We start from the raw sequence: 24398 nt of genomic DNA, 5'->3' as shown, positions 1-24398 counted from the left end.
GCAGGACACGCCGTTTACCAGCCTCCAGAAGGGGTGTGTCCTGCCAACTCGACGCCGGTGGGGTCAGCCCTTCCGGCCCTGACCGGCCAGGCCCTCGATGAAGTAGCGCTGACCGAACGCGAAGAGCACCAGCATGGGCAGCGTCACCAGCAGGGCCGCAGTCATGACGTACTGATAGTCCGCCTGCCCTCCCGAGGTGGGGCTGAAGAGCGTCATCGCGTAGGAGATGCCCAGGGGCACCGTGTACTGGTCGGGGCTGCCGAAATTCAGGTAGATCAGCGGCGCCTGCAGATTGTTCCAGCTCGCCTGGAACTCGAAGATGAACACGATGATGAAGGACGGGATGGACAACGGCATGGCTATCCGCCGGAACAGCCCGAAGTAACTGCACCCGTCGATCCGGGCCGCCTCGAAGATGTCCCGCGGCAGGCCGAGGAAGAACTGGCGCTGCAGGAAAATGTAGAAGGCGGACCCGAAAAGATTGGCGCCCCACAGCGGGACGGTGGTGCCGAGGAAGCCGAGTTCCTTCCAGATCAGATAGACCGGAATCATGGTCACCGCGCCGGGCAGCATCATGGTTCCCAGGACCAGGCCGAACAGCAGGTTCCGGAACGGGAAGCGGAAGTAGGCGAACCCGAAGGCCACCAGCGAGCTGGAGAACGTGACCAGGCCGGCGGCGAGCAGCGCGATGATCAGGCTGTTGGAGATCCAGGCCAGGAGCGGCAGCTGCTCCCACACCTCGACGTAGTTGGTGAAGACCCAGGTCTCCGGGATGAGCCTGTTGTCGAACACGTCCTGGCGCGGCTTGAAGGTCGCGGCCAGGAGCCAGACAAACGGGTACATGAAGAGGGCGGAGAAGCCGAGCAGCAGCGTCCAGAGCACGATCCTGCCCCCGATGCTGCGGGGCTTGTACCAGGGGAAGGCCTGGCTGGGGGCGGCAGCGGACCTGTCCCGCGGATCCGACTCGACAACTGCCTGCGGCTGCGAGTTCACGACTGACGCCATGGCTACCGGCCTCCCTCGTAGTAGACGAACTTGTTCCCGAAGCGGACCTGGAAGATCGTGATCAGGAGGATGATGACGAACAGCAACCACGCGATCGCGGCGGCGAAGCCCATGTTGAACTGCTGGAAGGCTTGCTGGAACAGGTACACGCCGACAAAGAGGGCGGCATCGGGAGAGCCGCTGGCAGTGTCGCGGTAGAACAGCAGGAACGCCTGGTCGAAGACCTGGAGAGCCGCAATGGTCAGGACGATGGTGCAGAAGAACAGCGCGTTGGAAATCATCGGCAGGGTGACGGAGAAGAATTGCCGGAGTGAGCCGGCACCGTCGATAGCGGCGGCCTCGTACAGGTCCTTGGGCACGTTCTTGAGGGCCGCGAGAAGGATCAGCATTGTTCCGCTGACGCTCCAGAGGCCGATGATGATGATGGACGGCTTCATCCAGTCGGGGTCGATCAGCCATTGCGGCCCGTCGATACCGAACAGCCCGAGAAATCCGTTGATCGCTCCCGAATTGCCGTTGAGCAGCAGCAGGAAGATCGACGCCGCGGCCACCGACGGCGTCATCTTCGGCAGGTAGTAGATGATCCGGAAGATCCCTGCGCCGCGGTCCGGAATGCGGTGCAGCAGGTACGCGAGCAGCAGGGCGAAGCAGATCTCGAGCGGCACGGAGAGCACGGCATAGTACAGCGTGTTACCGAGCGACGTCATGACCTTCGGATCCTTGAACAGCAGTTCGTAGTTGCTGAAGCCCACGGGGGTGGCCGTGTCGGTGGAGAGATCATAGTTGGTGAAAGAGATGACCAGGCTGTACACCATGGCGCCCAGCGTGAAGACGAGGAATCCGATCACCCAGGGAAGGATGAACAGGTACCCTGCCCTTGCTTCGCGGTTGAAGGGCTCCTTGATCCAGCGGGGACGCCGTAATCGAGTCTTCTGCTGGGAGTCGATCACTGTGGCCATGCTGCACCTCCTTGCTGTCGGCAGGGTTGCTTCTGACAAGAGTAAGCCATCAGCCTGCTTTGTTTCGGGCGGAAATCTTCCAATTTGAGAAGCGATGGGCTATACGCCGGGAAGGCAGTCGCGGTAGCCTGAGCGGCATCCCTCCCAAGGCCGCTTGACTGAGACGCTTGCCACAAATTAGCCTTTCGCTAAACAGTTGATGCCTATTAGGCAACTCGCGTGCGCCCGCACGGGGAAAGCGAAGGAGTCCAGTGGAAGAGCTGCGCATTACGGCAGGCGGTCATCTCGGCCCGATCGATTCGGCCCGCATTCCGCGCTATGCCGGAGCGGCCACCTTTGCCCGGCTCCCAAGGATGGACCAGGTGACGAAGGCGGATATCGCCGTCGTCGGTGTTCCCTTTGACTCGGGGGTGTCCTACCGGCCGGGGGCGCGGTTCGGTGCCAATCACGTCCGAGAGGCGTCCCGGCTGCTGCGGCCCTACAACCCGGCCATGGATTGTTCGCCCTTCGAGCGCGTGCAGGTTGCCGACGCCGGTGACATGGCGGTCAACCCCTTCAACATCAACGAGGCCATTGAAACCATCCAGCAGAACGCGTTGGATCTCACGCACGACGGCGCCCGCCTGGTCACACTCGGTGGTGACCACACAATTGCGCTGCCGCTGCTGCGCGCTGCCTCGGAGCGCGCCGGAGAACCGGTTGCGCTGCTGCACTTCGATGCCCACCTGGATACCTGGGACACCTACTTCGGTGCCGAGTACACACACGGCACACCCTTCCGTCGCGCTGTGGAGGAGGGGATCCTCGACACCGAAGCGATCTCGCACGTCGGTACCCGCGGACCGCTGTACGGGGTGAAGGACCTGGAGGACGACCGGCGGTTCGGCTTCGGGATTGTCACGTCCTCGGACGTCTTCCGCCAGGGCGTCGACGAGACTGTTGCCAGGCTTCGCGACCGGATCGGCACCCGGCCGCTCTACGTCTCGATCGACATCGACGTCCTCGACCCGGCCCACGCCCCGGGCACCGGCACCCCTGAAGCCGGCGGGATCACCAGCCGGGAGCTCCTCGAGATCCTGCGCGGCCTGCGCGGGATGAACCTGGTGGGTGCCGACGTGGTCGAAGTGGCCCCCGCCTACGATCACGCGGAGATCACCGGTGTGGCGGCGTCGCACGTCGCCTACGATCTGGTGAGTCTGATGGCCGATGAAATTTCCACGAGGAAGGACGCCTGATGCAGTCCGTTGAGAGTGACGCCACCGTTCCCCCACAGCCGGTCACGGGTTCGCGCAACGGCGGTGACCTGGTGGTCGAGACGCTGAGCGCGCTCGGTGCCACCACCGTGTTCGGCATCCCCGGTCAGCACGCGCTCGGCCTCTTCGACGCGCTGTCCCGTTCCGACCTCCAGTTTGTGTCCTCCCGGGTGGAGAACAACTCCGCATTCGCCGCCGACGGGTTCTCCCGGGCGACGGGTGAAGTGGGTGTCCTTTTCCTCTCGACCGGGCCGGGCGCGCTCACCTCGCTGGCCGGGCTTCAGGAGGCCTACGCCACCGGGGTGCCGATGGTGGTCATCGCCAGCCAGATTCCGCTCGAGGGCCTCGGCGCCCGGCGCAAGGGCATGCTGCACCAGCTTGACGACCAGAAGGCCTCCGCCGCCAACGTCACCAAGAGCCAGCGGCTGATCCAGCACGCCTCCGGCATCCCGTCGGCCATCCAGGACGCGTGGGCCGAAGCGGTCTCCTCACCCCAGGGTCCGGTGTGGGTGGAGGTTCCGCAGAATGTGCTCCTCGACGCCGTCGTCGTTCCCAGGGTGGAGGATGCGCTCGCGGAACCGTTCGACAATCCGCCGCGTGTGGAGCTGGTCCGTGAGGCGGTCAAATGGCTGTCGGAAGCGAAACGCCCCGCGATCGTGGCGGGCGGCGGAACCCGTCGCGGCAGGGCCGAGAAGGAACTGCTCTCGCTGGCGGAAAAGCTCGACGCGCCTGTGGTCTGCTCACCCGGCGGCAATGGTGCGTTTCCGTGGAACCATGAGCTCTCGCTGCAGTCCTGGGTGGAGGACCGCTACGTCACCGAGGTCCTCGAGGACGCGGACGTGCTGCTGGTCATCGGCTCCTCCCTCGGCGAGGTGACATCCAACTACTTCACCCTTGAGCCGCGCGGCCGGATCATCCAGATCGACGCCGAACCGCGGGTCCTTGAGTCCAACCGGCCCGCGCTCGGTATCCGGGCCGACGCCGGCCAGGCCCTCGCGGCCCTGGACGAAGCCCTCGAACCCGTCGACCGCCGCACCGGCGACTTTGATCCGCGCCGGCTCGTGGCCGAGACCCTCGTCAAAGTGCAGGCGCGCCTCGAGGCGCAGAATCTGGGCAAGGAACGGACGTTCATGGCGGATATCCGCGCCGCCGTCCCGGATGACATGCAGACTTTCTGGGACATGACCATCGCCGCCTACTGGGCGTGGAGCTGCTGGGATTCCCGGGACGGCGAATTCCATTCCGCGCAGGGCGCCGGCGGGCTGGGTTTCGGCTTCCCGAGCGCAATCGGCGGGTCGGTGGGCCTTGCCTCAAAGGGACTCCCGGCACGGGTGCTCGCGGTGTCCGGGGACGGTTCCGCGATGTACTCGATCGCCGAGCTGGCCACCGCACGCCAGCATGATCTCCCGGTGACCTGGCTGATTGTCGACGACGGCGGTTACGGCATCCTCCGCGAATACATGGAGGGCGCGTTCGGGAAGGCCACCGCAACCGAGCTCACGCGACCGGACTTCGTGAAGCTGGCGGAGTCCTTCGGCGTTCCCGCGGTCCGCGTGGCGCCGGAGAATGTGCGCCAGGCGCTGGAGGCGGGCTTCGCCGCGGAAGGCCCCAACGTCGTCGTTGTTGAAACGCTGCTGAGGCTCTTCGCTCCGACGCACCTGTAGGTAGGTTGGGAGCATGTTTGATTTTCGGGACCTCGACCGGCCGATCATCGGAGCTCCCATGGCGGGCGGTCCCTCCACGCCGGAGCTCGCCGCGGCCGTGACCAACGCCGGCGGCCTGGGATTCCTTGCCGCCGGGTACCGGACGCCGGAGGATCTGGCAGCGCAACTGTCGGCCGTGAGTGCGCTCACCGGCGGGCCCATCGGCGTGAACCTGTTTGTGCCCGACGCGTTCCAGCCGGATCCCGCGCTGCTGGACGCGTACGTTGCCTCGCTGCGCCCGGAAACGGAAGCCCTCGGGGTGGAGGTCGGACAACCCCGGTACGACGACGACGGCTGGGACGCCAAGCTTTCGCTGGTCCTCGACGCGAGGCCCGCGGCCGTCTCCTTCACGTTCGGCTGCCCGGACAGCCAGGTCCTCAAGCGGATGGCCGACGCCGGGATTCTGCCGATCGTCACCGTGACCACTTCTGCTGAGGCGGAGTTCGCTGTTGCCGCCGGTGCCCGGGCGCTCGCGGTTCAGGGGCCCGGCGCGGGCGGGCACCGCGGAACCCTCGACCAGCGGTCCGTTCCGACCGATGACCGGCTGGAAGACACCCTGGCCGCCGTGCGGTCGGTGACGGCGGTGCCGCTGGCGGCGGGCGGGGGAGTGTCCGGACCAAGCGACGTCGTACGTTTGCGCGGCGCCGGAGCCGACGCCGTCCAGGTGGGCACAGCCCTCCTCCTCGCCGATGAGGCGGGTACCAATCCGCTGCACCGGGCCGTGCTCGCCGGGGGACAGTTTGCCGGAACCTCGCTCACCCGGGCGTACACAGGGCGGTACGCACGCGGGCTCACCAACCGTTTCATCCTTGAGCATTCCGACGCGCCTGCCGGCTACCCGCACCTGCACTATGCGACGGCACCGCTGCGGAAGGCGGCGGTGGCCCAGGGAAACGCCGATGTGGCACACCTCTGGGCGGGTACCGGCTTCGCGTCGGCACGGCCGGAGCCGGCCGCGAAGATTGTCGAGGCGCTCGCTTAACTCGGGTGGAACAAATGGGCAGGGCGCAGGATGGCGGAATAGCGTCCAGCAACCCGCGAGGACCAGACCCGGGTCGGCCTGCAGCACCTCAACGGTGCAGTGCGCGACGGCGGTGTCCTCACCGTCACGCTGCCTGGTCGACGATCGCGCTGGCATAGTGCGGGCGGCATGCGCGCGTGGATACCTGCCGGCTGATCGGGTGGCGCCCGCTGCAGCGGGGTGAAACGCTGGGGCAATGGCATACAGCAAGGGAACCAAAGTCAGCTGGAACACGTCGCAGGGCGAGACCCACGGCACGGTCATGGAAAAGAAGGAAAAGGAGTTCAGCTTCGAGGGGCAGAAGTTCAACGCATCGAAGGATGAGCCCTACTACATCGTGGAAAGCGAGAAGTCGGGCAAGCAGGCCGCCCACAAGGAAAGCGCGCTCGAGAGGCAGTAACGGGAATGTTTCCCGTCCGTAGCCCGTTCAACTAGATGCAAACGCATGAATAGCAGCGAACTGGAGGACGGGCAATGGAAACGCGCCGGGTAGTAGTGGTGTCAGGCGGAATGGGAACGCCGTCGTCGAGCCGGATGCTCGCGGACCAGCTCGGGGAGGCGACCCGCCGGGAGCTCGAACGCGCCGACGTTCACACCGACGTCACCACCATCGTGCTGCGCGAACTCGCGGTCGACATCGCGAACAACCTGGTGACGGGCTTCGCTCCGCCCGCGCTCGCCGATGCTTTGAAGTCCGTGGCGGAGGCGGACGCCCTCATTGTGGTGAGCCCTGTTTTCTCGGGCTCCTACAGCGGCCTGCTGAAGTCCTTCTTCGACGTCCTCGACAACACTGCCCTGGAGTCAATGCCGGTGCTCATTGCGGCGACCGGCGGCAGCGTGCGGCACTCCCTCATGCTCGAGCACGCCATGCGTCCGCTCTTCATCTACCTCCGCGCCCGGGTTGTCTCCACCGCCGTCTACGCCGGCCCCGAGGACTGGGGAACCGGATCGAGGGGGGCCGACGCGCTGGAGCAGCGCGTCACGCGCGCCGCCGGCGAACTCGCCGGGATGGTCGAAGGCACCGCGGCGGTGCGGCGCCGGCAGCGTCCGGAAGCATCCCTGCCGTTCGAGGAGCTCCTGGCCCAGGTGCAGGGCCGCTAGTTCTTCGCGTCGCGCCGTCGAACCTGCCCACTGAATCGCGGGTTTCGCTGGGAAAGTGTGGACATTCCCGTTGAATCCCGCTGTTCAATGGGACGGAGCACGCACTCGCCACGCGTGGCACAAGGTTCGTGGCTAGTTAAGGGACGGGAGCTGGCTGATCGCCGATTCCAGCGTGGGCTCCGTCGCTGAACGGTTCCACGGCATCTTTGACAGCACCGTGCCCATGGCGCAGGTATTGGTGGCAGCCGAGAAGGTCAGGCCGGCGCCGATGCCTCCGGCGATCAGCTGCAGCTTCGGAGAGATGAATCTGCCGGCAAGGAGCCCGGTGAGGACCAGCGACCCGGCAACCATCCGGACCTGGCGCTCCAGGGCCCAGCGCTGCGCCCCCTCAGTAACCTCTCCGCCGGCCTGTGCGAAGGCGGGAACGCCGCCGGTGAGGACAAACGCTGAATCAACGCCGGTTGACGCCAGACGCTGACGGGCCTGCTCGGCGCGCACTCCCGACTGGCATACCAGCACCACGCGCCCGCCCAGCCGGTTCTTCACCTGGGCTGCGTGCTGCGCCAGGAGCGGCAGCGGCACGTTGTAGGAGCCGCGGATGTGCAGGTTCTCATATTCGGCGGCGGACCGGACGTCGATAATGACGAGGTCCTCGTGTTCGCTTATCCATTCCTGCAGGACGGGCGGTTCCAGGGTGGTCACGGTGCTGCTCGCGGAGGCCAAGGGGCTCCCTTTCAGACAGGGATATGGGTGGACGTTCAGTGTGGCACCTGTGGTCGGCTGTCTTCCAGAGGAATGAAACGCGGCGACATATACGGCCCAGCCGGCCTGCGCTCACCCGCTGAAAGCGATGTCTCAGTGGGAGGGAGCAGCGTATCCCCACTGGAAACGGCGACTCACTGGGAGGGCTGGCACAATTCACGGCACAGCACAGTGCACCGGTCAGTGCATGGTGAAGGTGCGCGCGACGGCGTCGTGCACCTTCGGCACCCCGGCCATCCCGCCCATCAGACGGTTCCGCGCAGCAAGAACCGGGCCCGGCAAGGGGCGCCCGAGGATCATGTTGATGTGAGCCTGGCGGGCTGCCGCCAGGGCAGCCCGCCGCCGCTCCTCGTTGAAGCGGCGAAGCCCAAGCCCGACGTCGGTGCCCGCCAGTGAAGCGACCACCAGCGGGACCAGCCGGGCGGCATCAAGCCACCCCAGGTTCATCCCCTGGCCACCGATGGGTGACACCTCGTGTGCGGCGTCGCCGACCAGCACGATGCGCCCCTGCACAAACCGGTCCGCGATCCGCCGCCGTACCGCAAAGGAACTGAGCATCGTATTGTGCAGAGTGTCGACGGACACTCCGGTGCGTTCGGTGACCAGGCCTGCGACTGTCCCGGCGGTGGGGTCCGGAACCAGCGACGGCATCCGGACCACCCAGCGCCGAATCGAGCCGGGCAACGGAAAGGACTCCACAATCCCGTCGGGCTCCAGGTAGAGCGCGGCGGTGCTTCCGTCCGTGGTGGTGTCGGGGAAGTCGCCCATGACGTAGGCGTCGGGATAGGGGTGCACTACGGCACGGATGCCGGCAGCATCCCGCACAGTGCTCCGGGCGCCGTCGGCACCGATCAGCAGCGCGGACCGGTGCGCGCCGCTGCCCGTGACGGTCAGCACCTCGTTCCCGAGATCGTGCACCGCCGTGACCGTCTCCCCGCGGCGGAGCGCTGCGGGGGAAAGCGCTGCAAGGCGCTCGGACAGGATGCGCTCGGTCTGCTCCTGGGGGGTCGCGAGCACGTAGCGGTGCCGGCCTGGGAGACGCTCGAAGGACAGCTCCGCGACCGTCCGCCCGAGGCTGCGCGCAACCCCGCCCGGAATCTTCACACCCGCCAGGAGCAGCTGGTCAACGACCCCGGCCTGTTCCAGCGCCGCCAGTGCCGGCGGGTGAATCCCGATGGCGCGGGAGTGCGGGCTCCGCTCGGTGCGGCGCTCCAAGACCTCCACGTCCACCCCGGCCTGCGCCAGGAGGATCGCCGTGAACAGCCCTACCGGGCCGCCGCCGACAATGAGAACCTCAGGCACGGTGCACCAGCAGGTTGCGGAACGGGAACTGCCGCTCGACACGCCAGGCGGGGGGCACCGCGGCGCGCAGCTCCTCCGCGAGGTAGCTTCGGCGGATCGAGGTCAGCCCGTCCCGGCGGATGTAGGACCCGCGCAGCGGCAGCGTCGCCACACCGAACAGTGCGAACCCCACCCGGGTCCGCACGATGTCGCTGTGCAGCGCCAACCGGGTCCCCAGCTGTTCGGAGTCGGCCAGTAGTCCGCGCAGTTCGCCGGGAGAGAGGTGATGCAGCACGTGGTTGGAGGTGACGACGTCGAACCGCGCGCCCTCGGCGACCAGCTCGGAACTGAAGGCGCGCCGGAAGGTGACTCCCGGCGTCGTCGGCTGGCTGTTTGCGTATGCGTGGGCGCGTTCATCCGGGTCAATTGCGGTGATGTCCAGCCGGAAGCCGTCGCGGGCCGCCCAGCGGGCGAACGCCCGGGGTACGTCGCCGCCGCCGGAGCCGATGTCGAGGAGGGTGTTGGTGCCCGAGGTCCGCAGCACCGGCCGGACGTGCCGTGCCCAGGTGTGGTGCCAACCTGCCACAGTCCGGTTGACCAGCCCGAACTGGGCGTAGGTGCGCTCCAGCATGGCGGGATTGCAACCGGGTTTGTCCATCTCCTCGACGGCGGTGAGGTCCCGGTGGGTGAGGAAAGCCATTCAGGCCGAGGTCTTGGTGAGGAGGGCAGTCTCCACCGTCAGCCCGGGACCGAACGCCATGGAACAGATGCGTTCATCGGCCTCACCCGCCGGCTGGTCGAGGATGTGCTTGAGGACAAACATCACCGTCGCGCTGCTCATGTTCCCATAGTTCCGCAGGGTCTCCCGGGCAGGGACTAGCTGGCTGTCGCTGAGCTTGAGCTTGGCCTGCACCTTGTCGAGGATGCTGCGGCCGCCCGGGTGGATGGCCCAGTGCTCAATGTCCCGGTGCTCGAGTCCGATCAGGGACTCATCCCGTTCCAGCAGGGGCGCAAGTGCCCCGACGATGTGCTCGTCGATGATATGCGGGACGTAGGTTCCGAGGACCATCTCGAACCCCTCGTCGCCGATGTTCCAGGCCATGGACTCCTCGCCGACCGGGGTCAGCGTGGTCTCGAAGAAATCGAGGCTGAGAACCGGTGCGGACGGCTGCGGGAGGTCGCTGCGGGCGCTGATTACGGCCGCCGCGGCGCCGTCGGCGAAGAGTGACGTCCCCACAATGGTGTCCGGGTTGTTCGAGGTACGCACATGGAGCGAACACAGTTCTGCGCTGACCACGAGGACTACCGCCCTGGAATCCGCCTCGCAAAACGATTTTGCCGCACGCAGGGCAGGGAACGCGGCGTAGCAGCCCATGAATCCGAGGTGGTACCGCTGAACTGAGGGGTCCAGGCCCAGTGCCCGGACAATCTTGTAGTCCGGCCCGGGGTTGAAGAAACCGGTGCAGGACACTGTGACCACGTGCGTGATGTCGGCGGCCTCGACCCCCTCTGCCGCATCGAGCGCCTTCCGTGCAGCCTCGACGAACAGCCTGGTGCCGGCCTCGGCGTACACCTCGTTGCGGACCTTGGTCCCGGGGCTGAGGATGGCCATGGTGGCTGAATCAAAGAACACCGGTTCCTCGCTGTGCCGTTCGAGGGTCATCTCGTCCACAGCGGTATAGCGGGTGTCAATGCCGGAGGAATCGAACGCCGCCGTCACCAGCCGCTTTCCCAGCCGGCTGAGCCCGGGCTGGGCGGCGAAGACGTCCCGCACCTCCGACTGGACCATGACGGTAGTCGGTACAGCGGTTTCAAGGGACCTCATCAGCACTGTCATAGTTCATTCTTAGGGGAGCGGATAACCGAACACAATACGAAGCAGGCTGCCGGCCTCCTCCGCTGCCTCCTGCGGTTTCTGCCTCGCGCCGTCTGCACGGAGCACGAGTACCGGCTCGTCGGATTCAGCGGACACACCTACTCCGCGGGGCGGAGCTGGCGGGCGGCAGGACGGTGATGCCTGTGCTGGAGCTGATCGCCGTCGTCGTGCAGCAGCTCCGCGTGATGACGGGGCATACCGCACACGCACGTCCGACGACGTCACCGGCGAGCAGCTTCCGGGCCGCGCCTGCGGGCACATCACCGGAGAGGAAATCAATGAGATCGCGGCGTACCTCGATGATCTCGTCAACAGGAAGAATCTTCCCCAAAAGCCGCTGATCTTCCATCAGGTGGCTCCCGGCGTCGTCTCCAATGTGGCGGCGATTCGGGAGTATGAGGGTGTGGAGGTGATCCGGAGCGTTGACGGCATCGGTGCGCCCCATATGAAGATCGAAACCTACGCCCTGCTGATGAAGGACCTGCCGTCCACGGTCCACGCCGGCTTCAAGCTGTTCTTCGAGGAGGACGCGGTGCCTGGCCCGCTGATGACGCCGCCCGAGGTCCTCGCCCTGGTTCCGCAGCCGGAGTACATCCTGTACGAGTGACCCATCCGCCGGCTCTGTGGCGGCGAACACAGGGTACGGCAGACAACGAGGATGGTGGAGCATGGCGGTTCGATCGGCAGCACTGATGGGCGGAGCCGTGCTCACGGCACTCCTCGCGAGCGGATGCATGGCCGTCGAGGCCAACCCGCTGGACGTGAATTCTCCCCGGATGCCGGAAAACGCGAGCGCGGTGCAGCAGCCCGCTACCGCTGATGTCGGCGATGATCCGCTGAATCTCGCCGAGAACGGCGCCACCCTCTGCTCCACCCAGCCCGGCATCGGCTTCCAGGAGTTCACCGTCCTGGTCCACAACGAGGCGCTGGAAACCTTCACGCTCGACGACGTCACCCTGAAGGATCCCGACGGACTCACCCTGGTGAGCGCCGAGGTTTCCCCGGCGAACCGCGAGGGCCACCACAAGGCTCACGGCGAAGGAGACGAAGGCGCCGAAGATGGCGACGACGGTGGTCACGGGACGCACGGCGCGGAGCCTGCGCCGGCAGCCGCCTCCATAACCGCTCCAGCGGCGGCGGAACCGGCAGGCCCGGTGGAGCCCGTCCCGGCCGACGGATACGCCGTGAGCACCCACGAGTATGTCAACCTGGTAGTGGCAGTCTCCATCGCCGAGGGCGCCGACGCCGGTACTGCGCAGGGCGTCACCGTCGTCTACTCCACCGGAGGGCAGGAATTCACGGGAACCCACCCGCTGGTGGTCGAACTGACCCGCGACGGCTGCGCCTAGAAGCCTGGTTTAGAGCCCCGCGCCTGTCAGTGCCACAATAACAGGCGTGAACGCACCCGGTACCACCCCGCCCAACATCTTCGAGCAACTCGCCGAGGAGCTCGGCGTCCGGCAGTGGCAGATCAAGGCCGCCGTGGAACTGCTCGACGGCGGATCCACGGTCCCCTTCATTGCCCGCTACCGCAAGGAAGTCACCGGCACCCTCGACGACGCCCAGCTGCGCGAGCTGGAGGAGCGGCTCCGGTACCTGCGCGAGCTGGAGGAGCGGCGTGAGGCCGTCCTCGAGGCGATCGAAGCGCAGGGCAAGCTGACCGATGAGCTGCGTGCCGCCGTCGTCGGCGCCACCACCAAGGCACGGCTCGAGGACATCTACCTCCCCTTCAAGACGAAGCGGCGCACCAAGGCGCAGGCTGCCCGCGAGGCCGGGCTTGAACCGCTCGCGGAGGCGCTCCTCGCCGATCCGTCCCTCGATCCCACCGTCGAGGCAGCCCGTTACCTGAACGACGCCGTTCCCACAGCGGATGACGCGCTGGCAGGAGCCCGCGCACTGCTGGTGGAAAGGGCCGGCCAGGACGCTGACCTGCTCGCCGACCTGCGTGAACGCCTGTGGAAGCAGGGGAAGCTGCGCTCGCAGGTGGTGTCGGGCAAGGAAGCCGAGGGCCAGAAGTTCGCCGACTACTTCGACTTTGTGCAGTCACCGTCCGGTATGCCGTCACACCGGGTGCTGGCACTGTTGCGCGGCGAGAAGGAAGGCGTGCTGCAGCTGACGCTTGCTGAGGCCGACCCCGCCGATGCCGAGGCTGCCCTGCGCGCCCGGCGGCGTTTCGAGAACTCCGTGGCCGCATTCCTCGGCGTGGCCGACCATGGTCGCCCGGGCGACGCCTGGCTCCTGGCCACCGCCCAGCAGGCATGGCGCCGCCTTCTTGCGAAGCTCTCGATCGATCTCCGTGTCCGCCTCTTCCAGGAGGCCGAAACCGAAGCCGTGCGCATCTTCGCCGCCAACCTGCGAGACGTGCTGCTCGCCGCGCCCGCCGGGAGCAGGACCACGATCGGGCTGGACCCGGGATTGCGTACCGGCGTCAAGGTGGCCGTGGTGGACGGAACCGGCAAGGTCCTCGAAACAGCAACCATCTACCCGCACGCACCGGCCAGGAAGTGGGACGAGGCGCTCGCGGCACTCTCCCGGATGGTGGACAACCACGACGTCGAACTTATCGCGATCGGCAACGGCACCGCCTCGCGGGAGACGGACAAGCTGGCCACGGAGCTGATCTCGCTGATGTCCGGGCGCACCATGCATAAGCTCGTGGTGTCCGAGGCCGGGGCATCTGTGTACTCGGCCTCAGCGCTGGCATCCGCGGAACTGCCGGAGCTTGATGTGTCCCTGCGCGGTGCGGTGTCCATCGCCCGGCGGCTGCAGGACCCGCTCGCCGAGCTGGTGAAAATCGATCCGAAGTCCATCGGCGTGGGCCAGTACCAGCACGATGTGAGCCCGGCGAAGCTGGAACGCTCCCTCGACGCCGTGATCGAGGACTGCGTGAACGCGGTCGGCGTGGATGTGAATACTGCCTCCCCGTCGCTCCTGACCCGGGTGGCGGGGGTGGGCGCGCTGCTGAGCGAGAACATCGTCGCCCACCGCGATGCCAACGGACCCTTCGCCCGCCGGAAGGACCTCCTGAAGGTTCCGAGGCTCGGCGCAAAGGCGTTCGAGCAGTGCGCGGGGTTCCTCAGGATCCCTGGTGGCCCGGAGCCTTTGGACGCCTCCAGCGTGCACCCCGAGGCCTACCCGGTGGCACGGCGGATGGTGAACGATGCCGGCGGCTCGCTCCGGTCGCTGAATCTTGCCGAGTACGTGGATGACACTGTCGGGCTGCCCACGCTGCAGGACATCCTTGCCGAGCTTGAGAAGCCGGGGCGGGATCCGCGTCCGGCGTTTGTGACGGCGTCGTTTGCTGACGTCGAGAAAATCTCCGACCTGCGGCCCGGAATGATCATCGACGGCGTGGTCACGAACGTTGCGGCCTTCGGTGCCTTTGTGGACGTCGGCGTACACCAGGACGGGCTGGTCCACGTCTCGGCGATGGCCGACCGGTTTGTCAGCGACCCCCACGAGATCGTGAAATCCGGCCAGGTGGTCAAGGTCAAGGTGCTTGAAGCCGACCCGGACCGCAAGCGCATCTCCCTCACCCTGCGGTTGAAGGACGACGCCGGCCGTGTGATTCGGTCTGCCGGCAAGCCCGCGGGCGGTAGCCAGGGCGGGGCCGGCGAGGACCGCCGTCGTTCTTCCGGAGGAGGCCAGATCGCTCAGAAGCAGGGCGGCGGGGCAAAACCGGGCGGCGCTCAGAAACCGGGGGCCGGGGCAAAACCGGGAACCGGCGCCACATCGGGAGGCAGGTCGAAGCCCGCAGGTAAGCCGGCACCGGCCAACAGCGCGATGGCCGAGGCACTGCGGGCTGCAGGGCTGGCGCCTCGGGAGTAGCCGACCGGTGCACTCGGGGAGCAACCCGGACACGCGTGAGCAACTTTTCCCTCACCCCGAACCGGGTTGCTCGCGATCCTGTCCGGGTTGCTCCCCGGCGTGCCGGCTCACCGCGGACCAGGTTACTCCCGGACGCCCTCCAACAAAGCCGCAGATACGAAAGAGCCCCGCAACCAAGAAGGTTGCGGGGCTCTTCGCGGAGCTGGCCTTAGGCAGGCAGCTGCAGAACGTCGCCGGTGAAGATGAGGTCGGCGTGGATGAGGGTGTCGGCGTTGGCCTGGTACAGGGCCTGCCAGCCACCTTCGATGCCGAGCTTCTCGGCGATGGTGCTGAGCGTGTCGCCGGACTCGATGGTGTAGGTGTCACCGGAGAGCTGAACGGCGGGAGCTGCAGGAGCTGCCGGGGCCTCGACAACAGGGGCCTCAACAACGGGAGCCTGGACCTGGACGGGAGCCTGGACCTGCGATGCAGCCTGGACCTGGACGGGTGCCGGCGCGGCGGGGATCGGCGTCGGGTTGGCGCCGGCGGTCAGGCCGAGCTTGGCCGAGCATGCGGGCCATGCGCCCCAACCCTGGCCTGCCAGCACGCGCTCTGCAACAGCGATCTGCTGCTCGCGGGTGGCATCCTGAGGCGCGCCGGTGCCGCCGAAGCCGGCCCAGGTGGACGGGGTGAACTGCAGGCCGCCGGAGAAGCCGTTTCCGGTGTTGATGCCCCAGTCACCGCCGCTCTCGCACTGTGCAAGGGCGTCCCAGGTGCTGGCGGGAGCAGCGTTGGCTGCACCGGCCGATGCACCGAGACCAACACCGACGAGGGCGGCAGCTGCAAGGCCGCGGCGCGCGTTAAGAGTAAGTTTCTGGTTCTTCATGTGGGTACGATGCTCCAAAAGGCCACCTGCACTCGTTCCGTCCCCGGACATCTTTGCGCCGTTGCTCACCCTTGACTGATCAGTGGTCTTGTCTGTGGTGTCTGCCGGACGAGCAACGTGCGGTGGAGGGGCAGCACCAGGGCATTATGTGGCAGACGTGCACAACGCCGCCTGCTTTGTGATTTCCCAAAAAGGGTACCCATCCACCCTAGAGGAATTACTAATCGTTTCCAAATCGAGATGTTTCGGTGCTTGACGAAAAGCAATCGGCACCTTTTCCAAGGCGGGTGGGCCAAACCACGCCGTCCACTGTAAAACATAGGAATGGACGCGCACCAGATCATCACCTGTGAAATCCCCATGAGATGGGGAGATATGGACGCCTATGGGCACATTAACAACGTGCAGGTGGTGCGGCTGCTCGAGGAGGCCCGCATCCACGCCTTCGGCCCGCCGGGAGGGACGGCCGCGCTGGGTCAGGATCCGCCGGTTCCGCTGTTCTCATCGGTGGCGGCGGGCGTGCAGGCACTGGTGGTGGAGCATCGCATCAAATATACGGCGACCCTTGATTACCGGAACCTGCCGCTGAAAATCCGGGTGTGGATTGCCAATCTGGGAGCGGCGAGCCTGGATATCGCGTATCGCATCCATGATCCGCACACCGACCGGCTGTGCGTGAAGGCGCAGACCACCCTGGCCTTCGTCGAAGGTGGGTCGGGATCCCTGCTGCGTATCACTCCTGAGCAGAAGCGGCAGGTGGCTCCCTACATCGGGCCGAGTCTCTTCCCGTGAGCGAGTCTCTTCCCGTGAGTTGGCAGGACACGCCCCGTGCATTAGCGGCGTGTCCTGCCAACTCAACGAGAGAGGGTTCTCAACGAGAGAGGGTTCTCAACGAGAGAGGGTTGGGCGTCAGGCAGCGATGTACCCATTCGGGTTCAGCACATACTTGGTGGCCGCACCCTTGTCGAACTCCTCGTAGCCCTGCGGAGCCTCATCCAGCGGAATCGGCTTCGCGTTGACGGCCTTGGCGATGTGCGCCTTGTCATGCAGGATCGCCATCATGAGGCCACGGTTGTACTTCATGACCGGGCACTGGCCGGTGGTGAAGGATAGCGACTTCGCCCAGCCGGTTCCGAGGGACAGCGACAGCGAGCCGACCTTCGCAGCCTCGTCGATGCCGCCCGGGTCACCCGTGACGTAAAGGCCCGGAATGCCGAGTGCTCCGCCGGCGGCGGTGATCGACATCAGCGAGTTCAGGACCGTTGCGGGCGCCTCGTGGGAGGCGTCCTTGCCGTGACCGCGCGCCTCGAAGCCAACGGCGTCAACACCGCAGTCCACTTCCGGCACTCCGAGAAGCTGTTCGATCTGGTCCTTGGGGTCACCCTTGGAGACGTCCACCGTTTCGCAGCCGAAGCTGCGTGCCTGTGCCAGGCGCTCCTCATTGAGGTCAGCCACAATGACGACGGCGGCACCCAGCAGTTGCGCGGAGAGCGCAGCCGCAAGTCCGACGGGACCGGCGCCCGCGATATACACCGTGGACCCGGTGGTGACCCCTGCCGTGTACGCGCCGTGATAACCCGTGGGGAAAATATCGGACAGCATGGTCAGGTCAAGAATCTTCTCCAGTGCCTGGTCCCGGTCCGGGAACTTCAGCAGGTTCCAGTCTGCGTACGGCACGAGGACGTACTCCGCCTGGCCTCCCACCCAGCCGCCCATGTCCACATAGCCGTAGGCGCTGCCCGGCCGGTCGGGATTGACGTTGAGGCAGATGCCCGTCTTGCGCTCCTTGCAGTTGCGGCACCGGCCGCAGGAGATGTTGAACGGAACCGAACAGATGTCGCCCTTCTTGATGAACTCGACATCGCTGCCCACCTCGACCACTTCGCCGGTGATTTCGTGGCCGAGTACCAAGTCCGCCGGGGCGGTGGTGCGTCCTCGGACCATGTGCTGGTCGGAGCCGCAGATGTTGGTTGCGACGGTCTTCAGAATGACGCCGTGGTTCACCTTTCTGCCGACGTTGGCGGGATTGACGCCGGGGCCGTCCTTGAGTTCGAACGTGGGGTAATCGGTATCGATGATCTCGACCTTGCCGGGGCCCTTGTAGGCCACAGCCTTGTTTCCTGACATGGTGATCCTTCCGAGTTTTGGCGGGCGTTCGTCATCGAACGTCCGTTCCGCAAGGCCCGGCCTACCCCGTTCGGCAGCGGTGGGCCCCGCCGCCAGTCTAGGTCGGGAAAGCGAATCAGTATACCGATTTGATTAACATTCCATTCGTACAAAAACACGCCCCACGGGGCTTCATCGTGGGGCGTGTTTCGCGGGGAGTTCAGTTGCCGTAGCTATAGCGCGCGGCCTCCCCGGTGCCGTACCATGTACGCGATTCCGAGCCCGCCGGCAACGACGCCGAGGATCAGGTTCAGCCAGTTGGTGGATGCGTTCGTGGACAGGATGTTGGCAGCGGAATCGCCAACGATCAGTCCGTAGAGCCACATGACCAGCAGGACCACGCCGCTTCCAATCAGGAAATTGCGCGCCTGGTTGACTCCACGGCTCATCCAGATGCCGGCAGCCGCCATGGCGAGATACACCAGGCTGAGCAGGACGGACACCTGGAAAGCGCCCAGGAGCATTGCCTCGGATCCGGAGGCGAACGCCATGGAATCGTATTGGGTGGTGATGCCCGGAATGAGCCCGAGAACCCCCACCAGCAGGAAAACTACTCCCATCCCCATCGATGCGCTGCGAACGTGGTCGCGCGTCACATGGAAATCATGCGCGTGGTGTGATGCGGTAGTCATCTCCCCTCCTAGTGTGTGAATATGACTCTTCGCTGTGCCGCGAGGCGTCAGGAGAGGCGCACCGCCGGCACCGCCGTTGGAGGAACGCAAAACGCGTTCAACCAGCACTTACAGTTTACTGCTGGAATACACGCCTGATAAGGGAAAACAATGGCCGATACAGCACTAATCACGGGCGCCACTGCAGGGCTGGGAGCGGAGTTCGCCAAGCAGCTCGCAGCGCAGGGAAGCGCACTGGTGCTGGTGGCCAGGAATGCGGAGCGGCTCGAGGAAAAAGCCGCTGCACTCCGCTCCCGTTTCGGCGTCTCAGTCGAGGTGCTGGCTGCGGACCTGCACGACGACGACGGCATCCGCCGCGTTCTCGCCCGCCTCCGTGATGATTCGGATCCGGTGTCCACCCTGGTCAACAACGCGGGGTACGGACTGCCCCACTCCTTCGAGGAAAACTCTCTGGAAGATGAACTGAAGCATGCGGCAATCCACCTCACCGTGCCCCTGGCGTTCAGTCACGCTGCCCTGCAGGGGATGCTGGCGCGGGGAGCCGGCCGGATAGTGAATGTAGCCAGTGTCGCCGGTTTCACCCCGCGCGGCAGCTATAGCGCGCTGAAGGCGGCGATGATCAACTTCAGCCGGTGGGCCAACTTCACGTACCGTAAACGCGGGGTCACGGTGATGGCGCTCTGCCCCGGCCTTGTCCACACCGAATTCCATCAGCGCATGGGCATGGATAAGGCGTCGGTGCCCAGATGGATGTGGCTCCATACAGAGGACGTAGTCCGCGCGGCGCTGAAGGACCTCTCCGCCGGAAAGGCCATTTCCATTCCCAGTCGGCGCTACAGGGTGCTGGCTTTCATCGCGAGGAATGCGCCGTCGTCGTTGGTTGCCACTCTTGCAGCGCGTGGGCGGTGAGCGGCTGTGTGGGTGGGCTTTGTTGAATTCGACCTTCTGCTGGGAGACGTGCACTCGCTGAAGGGTAAGCGGTCGCTGGTCCGGCCGCTGGTTGCCGAAGTGCGGCGCCGCTTCGACGTGTCCGTTGCCGAGGTCGATTCACAGGAGCTGCATCGCCGCGCGACCGTCGGTGTGGGGCTGGTGGCGGGGGACCGCAGGCATGTGGTGGAGGTTCTCGATGCTGTGGAGCGGCTCGTTGCCGGTAGACCGGAACTTGAACTTTTGAGTGCTCGACGCCGAATTGTGACCAGCGAGGACTAACCATACAGCAAGCGCGCTTACTACCATGGGTAAGTCGAGGCGTACTTACAAGGAGGTAAGAGCGTGTCTGGATATTTCAAGTTGGTGGACGCCCATGATCACGGCTATCGGCTCAAACTGATGGCCGATGACGGAACCCTCATTGCGGTTTCGGCCTATTTCCCCACCAAGCAATCCGCGGTGGAGGGTATCGACGCCATTCGGGAGATCGCCGGAACCGGTCCGGTCGTGGACCATACCCGCAAGGACCACTCCCATCGGGAGCAGAGCGACCATCGGGCGCCGAGACGGCGTATTCCGGCCTGATGTGTACGGAGGCGTCCGCCGAACTTCTGGGCTTCCCACAGGCCTAAGTTATCTGTACAGTTGTTATGCGCCGGTTGCCCCCCAACCGGTGCGTAAGTGCCGGCACCCGCACGCATCCCCCATTCGTGCGGCTGCCGGCACCATGCTTTAAGCCTTGACGGTGGCGTTGAAGGCCCGTCGCATTGCTACGGTAAACGCATGACTGCCCGACCCACCCGGCTCCTCCTCGACGTTGACACCGGAATCGACGACGCCGTCGCCCTCCTCTACCTGCTGGGTGTACCGGATGTGCACATCGAGGGAATCACCTGCACAGCCGGCAACGTGTCAGCGCAGCAGGTCGCCGCAAACACGCTCGCTGTGCTCGAACTCGCTGGGGTAACTGGGGTTGAGGTGGCCACCGGACGGGAAACACCACTGGAGATTCCGCTGGTCACCACCGAGGAAACCCACGGCGACCAGGGACTTGGGTACGCGGTGCTTCCGCCGGCCCGGCAGCAGGTATCAACCCGCTCGGGGGTCGATCTCTGGGTGGAGGCGGCGAGGGCCAACCCCGGCGAACTCACCGGACTCGTCACCGGTCCGCTCACCAACCTTGCGCTCGCCATCCGTCAGGAACCGGACCTGCCGCGCCTGCTCAAAGGGCTGGTGATCATGGGCGGCTCGTTCAATTACCAGGGAAATACCACACCGGTGGCGGAGTGGAACACGCATGTGGACCCGCACGCCGCCCGCGAGGTCTACGCAGCGTACGAAGGCGTGCCCGTCGACAGGCTGCCGATCATCTGCGCCCTTGAAACAACCGAACGCATCGAGTGCCGCCCGGAACATTTTGAGCGGCTGTCCGTCGCGGCAGGACAGGTGCCGGAACTGCTTTCCACCGACGACGCCGACGGGCTGCGCAGTGCCTCGCCCAACCCGGTCATTGCTTTCCTGTCTGACGCGCTCCGCTTTTATATGGAGTTTCACCGGCTCTACAACCAGGGCTACATTGCGCACCTTCACGACCTTTTTGCGGCCATGGTTGCTACCGGGGAAGCGCGTTACACCGCACGGGAGGCGCACGTCGATGTCGAAACCGAGTCAGCGCTGACCTTTGCCCAGACAGTGGGCGACTTTGCCGGCTTCCGCAAGCTCCCGCCGAACGCACGCGTGGTCACTGGAAATCACCCCGAGGAGGTCTTCGACCTGATGATTTCCCGCATCGCGTCCCTGGCGTGGAGCGCATCTCCCGCTTGATCCCGGTAGAATGGTGAGCTGCCGGCGGACTCCGCCGGCCTGCGCCGAGGTGACATGAGGTGCGCTTCCCACGTCAATGCTTTCCCTGCGTAAGGATCGCCATGAACTCCTCCCTGACGCTGCCCTCCGGGACCGCTGCGCCATCGACGCGCCGGATTCTTCTGATTGCGGGCGCCGTGGTCATCGCCGCCACCTACCTGTACCTGGTTCTCGTCCAGCCCGCCGAAATCGCCGGTGGGGCGGGCACACCTGCCGGGCTCACCACCCTCCTGGGCTTCCTGGGGGGAGGCGCGTTGCTGGTGGCGGGTATCCTGCCCGGGTTGAACACCCAGGCCGTGGTGCTGATGCCGGTGGGCATCGCGCTCAACATCTCCTTCGGGCAGCTTGCCGGCACGCTCGGGTTGCCGATCTACCTTGATGCTCTCGGCACCGTGCTGATCGGTGTCCTCGCCGGCCCCGCCGCCGGCGCCGCGACCGGGGTGCTCAGCAACGCGATCTGGGGTCTGTTCAACCCGTTCGCCCTGCCGTTCGCGGCTGGTTCGGCCGTGATTGGGCTGCTTGCGGGCCTGGCAGCACGCTGGGGCATGTTCCGCCGCCTCTACCTGGTGCCGGTCGCGGGGCTGCTGACCGGCGTCGTCGGCGGTTTGCTGGCCGCTCCGGTGGCTGCCTTCATGTTCGGCGCCGCCGGAACCATGGGTACCAACGCCATTGTCGCCGCGTTCCGCGCCATGGGGGATACGCTGCTGGTCGCTGCGACCAAGCAGGGGCTGACGTCAGACACCATCGACAAGCTGATCATCTTCACCGTGGTGGCGCTGATCGTGTACGCACTGCCGCGCCGCACCCGGAACGCATTCACGTTTGTCCGGCGGCACCGGGTGCTGTTGGGTGCGTCATCCGGTGACTCGGGCAGCCGGGACGAGAGCGCCGCCGAAAGGAAGTAACCGGTGCGGTTCCGCCGCCGGATCCTCAACCCGCTCACCGAGCTGACCATCGCAGGACTGCTGGTGGTGCTGGTGCTGGTGGTCGACGACTGGCGCTTTTCTCTCGCCGTTCTCCTGCTGCTGGTTCTTCCCGCCGCGGCAACGTCCGGGCGGGCCGTGCACATCGCCGTCGCCTTCGGTGTGCTGGCGGGGCCGATGCTGATGTTTCTCCTCCTCCTTCACGGGCTGTTTTACCCGGAAGGGGAGAGGGTCCTGCTTGATCTCGGCCCGGCCGCCGTCACCGCGGAGGGGCTGCTCTTTGCGCTGGAGATGGGCACCCGCGTTGCTGCCTTCACCGGCCTCCTTCTCACGGCCGCGTTGTCTCTGGAGGTCTCCGAACTACTCGAGACCCTGACCCACCGCGGCTGGAACCGCAAGCTCGTGTATGTGCTCGGATCGGCACTGGGGCTTGCGCCGCTCGTGGCGGACCGGGCCGCGCAGATCACCAGGGCGCAGCAGGCGCGCGGCCTGGTGGTGACCCGCAGCCCACTCTCGAAGCTCCGGGCGCTGGTCATGGTGGGCCGTCCGCTCATCGCCGGTCTCCTCACCGACGCGGCGGACCGCTCCCGCACCCTCGACGCGCGAGGCTTCGCCGGAACCGGCCCGCGCACCAGCTACCGCGCCGACACCGACACCGCAGCCCAGCGGGCCGTCCGCTGGGGGCTGCTTGCCGTCGTCGTCGTTTTCACCTCCTGGTGGTATGTCGGGAGGCACACGTGATTTCCCTTGAGCTGGAGAGCTTCGCCTACGACGACGGCGCTGTGTTGGCTGACATCGCTTTCAGCCTGGGCGCGGGGGAGCGCGCACTGGTGGTCGGAGCCTCCGGCTCCGGGAAGAGCACCCTGGCGCGCGTGCTGGCGGGACAGCTCGACGCCGGTCAGGGCCACCGGTTCGTCGGCACACTGTCGGTTGCGGGGGAGCAGCTTGTCTTCGCCGGCTCCGGTTCGGATCCGCGGATTGATCCTGCGGCGTGGGCGCAGCATGTCGGGTACGTCGGGCAGCGGGCGCATGCGCACCTGTCGATGGTCTGCGCGAGCGTGGCCGAGGAAATTGCGTTCGGGCTGGCGAATCGCGGTGTTCCCGCCGAGCGGATGCATGTGCTCGTTGACCTGGCTGCCGCGCGGCTTGGGCTGACCGACCTGCTGGAGCGGGATCCGCGGCGGATATCCGGGGGTGAGCTGCAGCGTGTCGCTATCGCGGCCGCCGTCGTCGGTAATCCTGCGGTGCTGGTGCTCGATGAGCCGTTCAAGGGTCTCGATGTCGCTGGGCGACGCGATCTCGAGTCGCTGCTGGCTGCGCTGGGGGAGAGCGGAACCGCCATTCTGCTGTTCGAGCCGATGCTTCCCCGTGACGCAGGTCCGGCGACCCGGGTGCTGGTGCTCTCCGGCGGTTCGATGGTTCCTGTTGATCAGGACGTCCCTGGCAGCGATGACCTGGGCAGGTATGGGGTCGGTGTTGAAGGGGTGGCTGCAAACTCCGCTCCGTTGGCGCACGCTGTTGGCGAGGACCGGATACCGGCCATCCGGATCCGCGACCTCAGCTTCGGGTACGGCGCGGAACCGGTCCTGTCCGTGGCGGACCTTGCTGTTTCCAGCGGTGAGGCGGTCGCGGTGCTCGGGCCCAACGGGTCGGGGAAGTCGACCCTGCTGCAGCATCTGAACGGACTGCTCCGGCCGGAAGCGGGAAGGGTCCAGTTGTACGGTGAGGACCTTCGGGGGCGGCCCGTGGGATCGCTTGCCTCCACGGTCGGTCATCTGTTTCAGGACACCGACCAGCAGCTATTCGAGCACACCGTGCTGCGCGAGGTTGCCTACGGCCCGAGGGCTGCTGGCCGTTCCCGGAAGGAGGCTGAGCGGTGCGCGCTGCAGGCGTTGGCCGCCGTCGGGCTTGCGGATGCGGTTCACCATCACCCGCACGACCTGAGTTTCCGCGACCGGCGGCTCGTTGCACTGGCGTCACTGATGGCTACCGGGCCCCGCCTGTGGGTGCTCGATGAGCCGACGGTGGGCCTGGACCTGCGCGGGCGTGAGGTCTTGTCCGGGCTTCTTCGGCGGCACATCCGCGACGGCGGAATCCTCATGATGGCCACGCATGACGAAGTCTTCGCCCAGGCGGTGTGCTCGCGGATGTTCCGGCTCGGTGCGGCGGCGGCTGCCGGGTAGGTATGCCTCGACTGGTTTCCGTGCGGCCTGCCCTCCCAATGGATGGC

At 66.2% G+C, this 24398-nt stretch carries 27 protein-coding genes; 16 read left to right on the top strand and 11 right to left on the bottom strand.

Annotated elements, in window-relative coordinates:
- Window positions 1–63 precede the first annotated feature (63 nt).
- Entirely contained in the window at window positions 64–1005 is a 942-nt protein-coding gene (locus tag BLS52_RS07825; RefSeq protein ID WP_090585699.1) for a carbohydrate ABC transporter permease, read from the bottom strand.
- 2 nt (window positions 1006–1007) lie between these two features.
- Window positions 1008–1964: a carbohydrate ABC transporter permease gene (locus BLS52_RS07820; RefSeq protein ID WP_090585697.1), complete on the bottom strand. Its 957-nt coding sequence runs from the start codon at window positions 1962–1964 to the stop codon at window positions 1008–1010.
- A 251-nt stretch (window positions 1965–2215) separates the two neighbouring features.
- Between BLS52_RS07820 and speB the strand changes: the two genes are divergently transcribed.
- The 5 genes from speB to BLS52_RS07795 all read left to right on the top strand — a co-directional run bounded on the left by speB (window position 2216) and on the right by BLS52_RS07795 (window position 7042).
- Window positions 2216–3199: an agmatinase gene (gene speB / locus BLS52_RS07815; RefSeq protein ID WP_090585695.1), complete on the top strand. Its 984-nt coding sequence runs from the start codon at window positions 2216–2218 to the stop codon at window positions 3197–3199.
- Window positions 3199–4881 carry a thiamine pyrophosphate-binding protein gene (locus BLS52_RS07810; RefSeq protein WP_090585693.1) on the top strand — a complete coding sequence of 561 codons (1683 nt, stop codon included), beginning with the start codon at window positions 3199–3201 and terminating at the stop codon, window positions 4879–4881. The genes speB and BLS52_RS07810 overlap by 1 nt, the downstream gene beginning before the upstream one ends.
- A 13-nt stretch (window positions 4882–4894) precedes the next feature.
- Window positions 4895–5902: a nitronate monooxygenase gene (locus BLS52_RS07805; RefSeq protein ID WP_090585691.1), complete on the top strand. Its 1008-nt coding sequence runs from the start codon at window positions 4895–4897 to the stop codon at window positions 5900–5902.
- Window positions 5903–6137: 235 nt separating this feature from the next.
- Window positions 6138–6341: a hypervirulence associated TUDOR domain-containing protein gene (locus BLS52_RS07800; protein WP_090585690.1), complete on the top strand. Its 204-nt coding sequence runs from the start codon at window positions 6138–6140 to the stop codon at window positions 6339–6341.
- Between the two features lie 74 nt (window positions 6342–6415).
- Window positions 6416–7042 (top strand): FMN reductase, encoded by a 627-nt coding sequence (locus BLS52_RS07795; RefSeq protein WP_090585688.1) that lies wholly within the window; start codon window positions 6416–6418, stop codon window positions 7040–7042.
- Between the two features lie 132 nt (window positions 7043–7174).
- On the opposite strand, the gene BLS52_RS07790 is transcribed toward BLS52_RS07795, so the two are convergent.
- From BLS52_RS07790 to BLS52_RS07770, 6 genes are all read right to left on the bottom strand, one after another.
- Window positions 7175–7765, bottom strand: coding sequence for a rhodanese-like domain-containing protein (locus BLS52_RS07790; RefSeq protein ID WP_090585687.1), 591 nt, complete (start codon window positions 7763–7765; stop codon window positions 7175–7177).
- A gap of 219 nt (window positions 7766–7984) precedes the next feature.
- Entirely contained in the window at window positions 7985–9148 is a 1164-nt protein-coding gene (locus tag BLS52_RS07785; protein ID WP_425425031.1) for an FAD-dependent oxidoreductase, read from the bottom strand.
- Window positions 9099–9785 (bottom strand): class I SAM-dependent methyltransferase, encoded by a 687-nt coding sequence (locus BLS52_RS07780; RefSeq protein WP_090585684.1) that lies wholly within the window; start codon window positions 9783–9785, stop codon window positions 9099–9101. Before BLS52_RS07780 ends, BLS52_RS07785 begins: the two co-directional genes overlap by 50 nt.
- Window positions 9786–10922 (bottom strand): type III polyketide synthase, encoded by a 1137-nt coding sequence (locus BLS52_RS07775; protein WP_090585682.1) that lies wholly within the window; start codon window positions 10920–10922, stop codon window positions 9786–9788.
- 9 nt (window positions 10923–10931) lie between these two features.
- Window positions 10932–11057 carry a hypothetical protein gene (locus tag BLS52_RS18975; protein ID WP_281241689.1) on the bottom strand — a complete coding sequence of 42 codons (126 nt, stop codon included), beginning with the start codon at window positions 11055–11057 and terminating at the stop codon, window positions 10932–10934.
- Window positions 11047–11310 carry a hypothetical protein gene (locus BLS52_RS07770; protein ID WP_090585681.1) on the bottom strand — a complete coding sequence of 88 codons (264 nt, stop codon included), beginning with the start codon at window positions 11308–11310 and terminating at the stop codon, window positions 11047–11049. Before BLS52_RS07770 ends, BLS52_RS18975 begins: the two co-directional genes overlap by 11 nt.
- Window positions 11311–11313: 3 nt before the next feature.
- Here BLS52_RS07770 and BLS52_RS07765 point away from each other — a divergent pair, with 3 nt between their 5' ends.
- The 3 genes from BLS52_RS07765 to BLS52_RS07755 all read left to right on the top strand — a co-directional run bounded on the left by BLS52_RS07765 (window position 11314) and on the right by BLS52_RS07755 (window position 14789).
- Complete coding sequence (locus BLS52_RS07765) at window positions 11314–11568, top strand: hypothetical protein (RefSeq protein WP_090585679.1); 255 nt, start codon at window positions 11314–11316, stop codon at window positions 11566–11568.
- 61 nt (window positions 11569–11629) lie between these two features.
- The gene (locus tag BLS52_RS07760) at window positions 11630–12310 is read left to right on the top strand and encodes a hypothetical protein (protein WP_090585677.1); all 681 of its coding nucleotides are present in this window, start codon (window positions 11630–11632) and stop codon (window positions 12308–12310) included.
- Window positions 12311–12356: 46 nt separating this feature from the next.
- Entirely contained in the window at window positions 12357–14789 is a 2433-nt protein-coding gene (locus tag BLS52_RS07755; RefSeq protein ID WP_245702752.1) for a Tex family protein, read from the top strand.
- Window positions 14790–14997: 208 nt separating this feature from the next.
- On the opposite strand, the gene BLS52_RS07750 is transcribed toward BLS52_RS07755, so the two are convergent.
- Window positions 14998–15654 carry a LysM peptidoglycan-binding domain-containing protein gene (locus BLS52_RS07750; RefSeq protein ID WP_090585674.1) on the bottom strand — a complete coding sequence of 219 codons (657 nt, stop codon included), beginning with the start codon at window positions 15652–15654 and terminating at the stop codon, window positions 14998–15000.
- Between the two features lie 324 nt (window positions 15655–15978).
- Here BLS52_RS07750 and BLS52_RS07745 point away from each other — a divergent pair, with 324 nt between their 5' ends.
- Window positions 15979–16446, top strand: coding sequence for an acyl-CoA thioesterase (locus BLS52_RS07745; RefSeq protein WP_090585672.1), 468 nt, complete (start codon window positions 15979–15981; stop codon window positions 16444–16446).
- Window positions 16447–16563: 117 nt separating this feature from the next.
- On the opposite strand, the gene fdhA is transcribed toward BLS52_RS07745, so the two are convergent.
- Together fdhA and BLS52_RS07735 are read right to left on the bottom strand one after the other, a co-directional pair.
- The gene (gene fdhA, locus BLS52_RS07740; RefSeq protein WP_090585670.1) at window positions 16564–17781 is read right to left on the bottom strand and encodes a formaldehyde dehydrogenase, glutathione-independent; all 1218 of its coding nucleotides are present in this window, start codon (window positions 17779–17781) and stop codon (window positions 16564–16566) included.
- 212 nt (window positions 17782–17993) lie between these two features.
- On the bottom strand, window positions 17994–18452 hold the full coding sequence (locus BLS52_RS07735) for a DUF4383 domain-containing protein (protein ID WP_090585668.1): 459 nt from the start codon (window positions 18450–18452) through the stop codon (window positions 17994–17996).
- A 150-nt stretch (window positions 18453–18602) separates the two neighbouring features.
- On the opposite strand from BLS52_RS07735, the gene BLS52_RS07730 reads away from it, so the two are divergent.
- The 7 genes from BLS52_RS07730 to BLS52_RS07700 all read left to right on the top strand — a co-directional run bounded on the left by BLS52_RS07730 (window position 18603) and on the right by BLS52_RS07700 (window position 24351).
- On the top strand, window positions 18603–19361 hold the full coding sequence (locus BLS52_RS07730) for an SDR family NAD(P)-dependent oxidoreductase (RefSeq protein ID WP_090585666.1): 759 nt from the start codon (window positions 18603–18605) through the stop codon (window positions 19359–19361).
- Window positions 19362–19367: 6 nt separating this feature from the next.
- Complete coding sequence (locus tag BLS52_RS07725; RefSeq protein WP_090585665.1) at window positions 19368–19661, top strand: DUF503 domain-containing protein; 294 nt, start codon at window positions 19368–19370, stop codon at window positions 19659–19661.
- Window positions 19662–19724: 63 nt separating this feature from the next.
- The gene (locus tag BLS52_RS07720; protein WP_090585663.1) at window positions 19725–19967 is read left to right on the top strand and encodes a YegP family protein; all 243 of its coding nucleotides are present in this window, start codon (window positions 19725–19727) and stop codon (window positions 19965–19967) included.
- Between the two features lie 198 nt (window positions 19968–20165).
- Window positions 20166–21206, top strand: a complete 1041-nt coding sequence (locus BLS52_RS07715; RefSeq protein ID WP_090585661.1) for a nucleoside hydrolase — start codon at window positions 20166–20168, stop codon at window positions 21204–21206.
- A gap of 101 nt (window positions 21207–21307) precedes the next feature.
- The gene (locus BLS52_RS07710) at window positions 21308–22150 is read left to right on the top strand and encodes a glycosyl transferase family 9 (protein WP_090585659.1); all 843 of its coding nucleotides are present in this window, start codon (window positions 21308–21310) and stop codon (window positions 22148–22150) included.
- A 3-nt stretch (window positions 22151–22153) separates the two neighbouring features.
- The gene (locus tag BLS52_RS07705) at window positions 22154–22909 is read left to right on the top strand and encodes an energy-coupling factor transporter transmembrane component T (protein ID WP_090585657.1); all 756 of its coding nucleotides are present in this window, start codon (window positions 22154–22156) and stop codon (window positions 22907–22909) included.
- Window positions 22906–24351, top strand: a complete 1446-nt coding sequence (locus tag BLS52_RS07700) for an ABC transporter ATP-binding protein (protein WP_139186240.1) — start codon at window positions 22906–22908, stop codon at window positions 24349–24351. Before BLS52_RS07705 ends, BLS52_RS07700 begins: the two co-directional genes overlap by 4 nt.
- Window positions 24352–24398: the final 47 nt, after the last annotated feature.

The sequence above is a fragment of the Arthrobacter subterraneus genome, from assembly GCF_900099735.1.
Classification (GTDB): Bacteria; Actinomycetota; Actinomycetes; order Actinomycetales; family Micrococcaceae; genus Arthrobacter_D; species Arthrobacter_D subterraneus.
The sequence above is the reverse complement of the archived record's forward strand: the minus strand, read 5'-3'. Positions and strand labels throughout refer to the sequence as shown.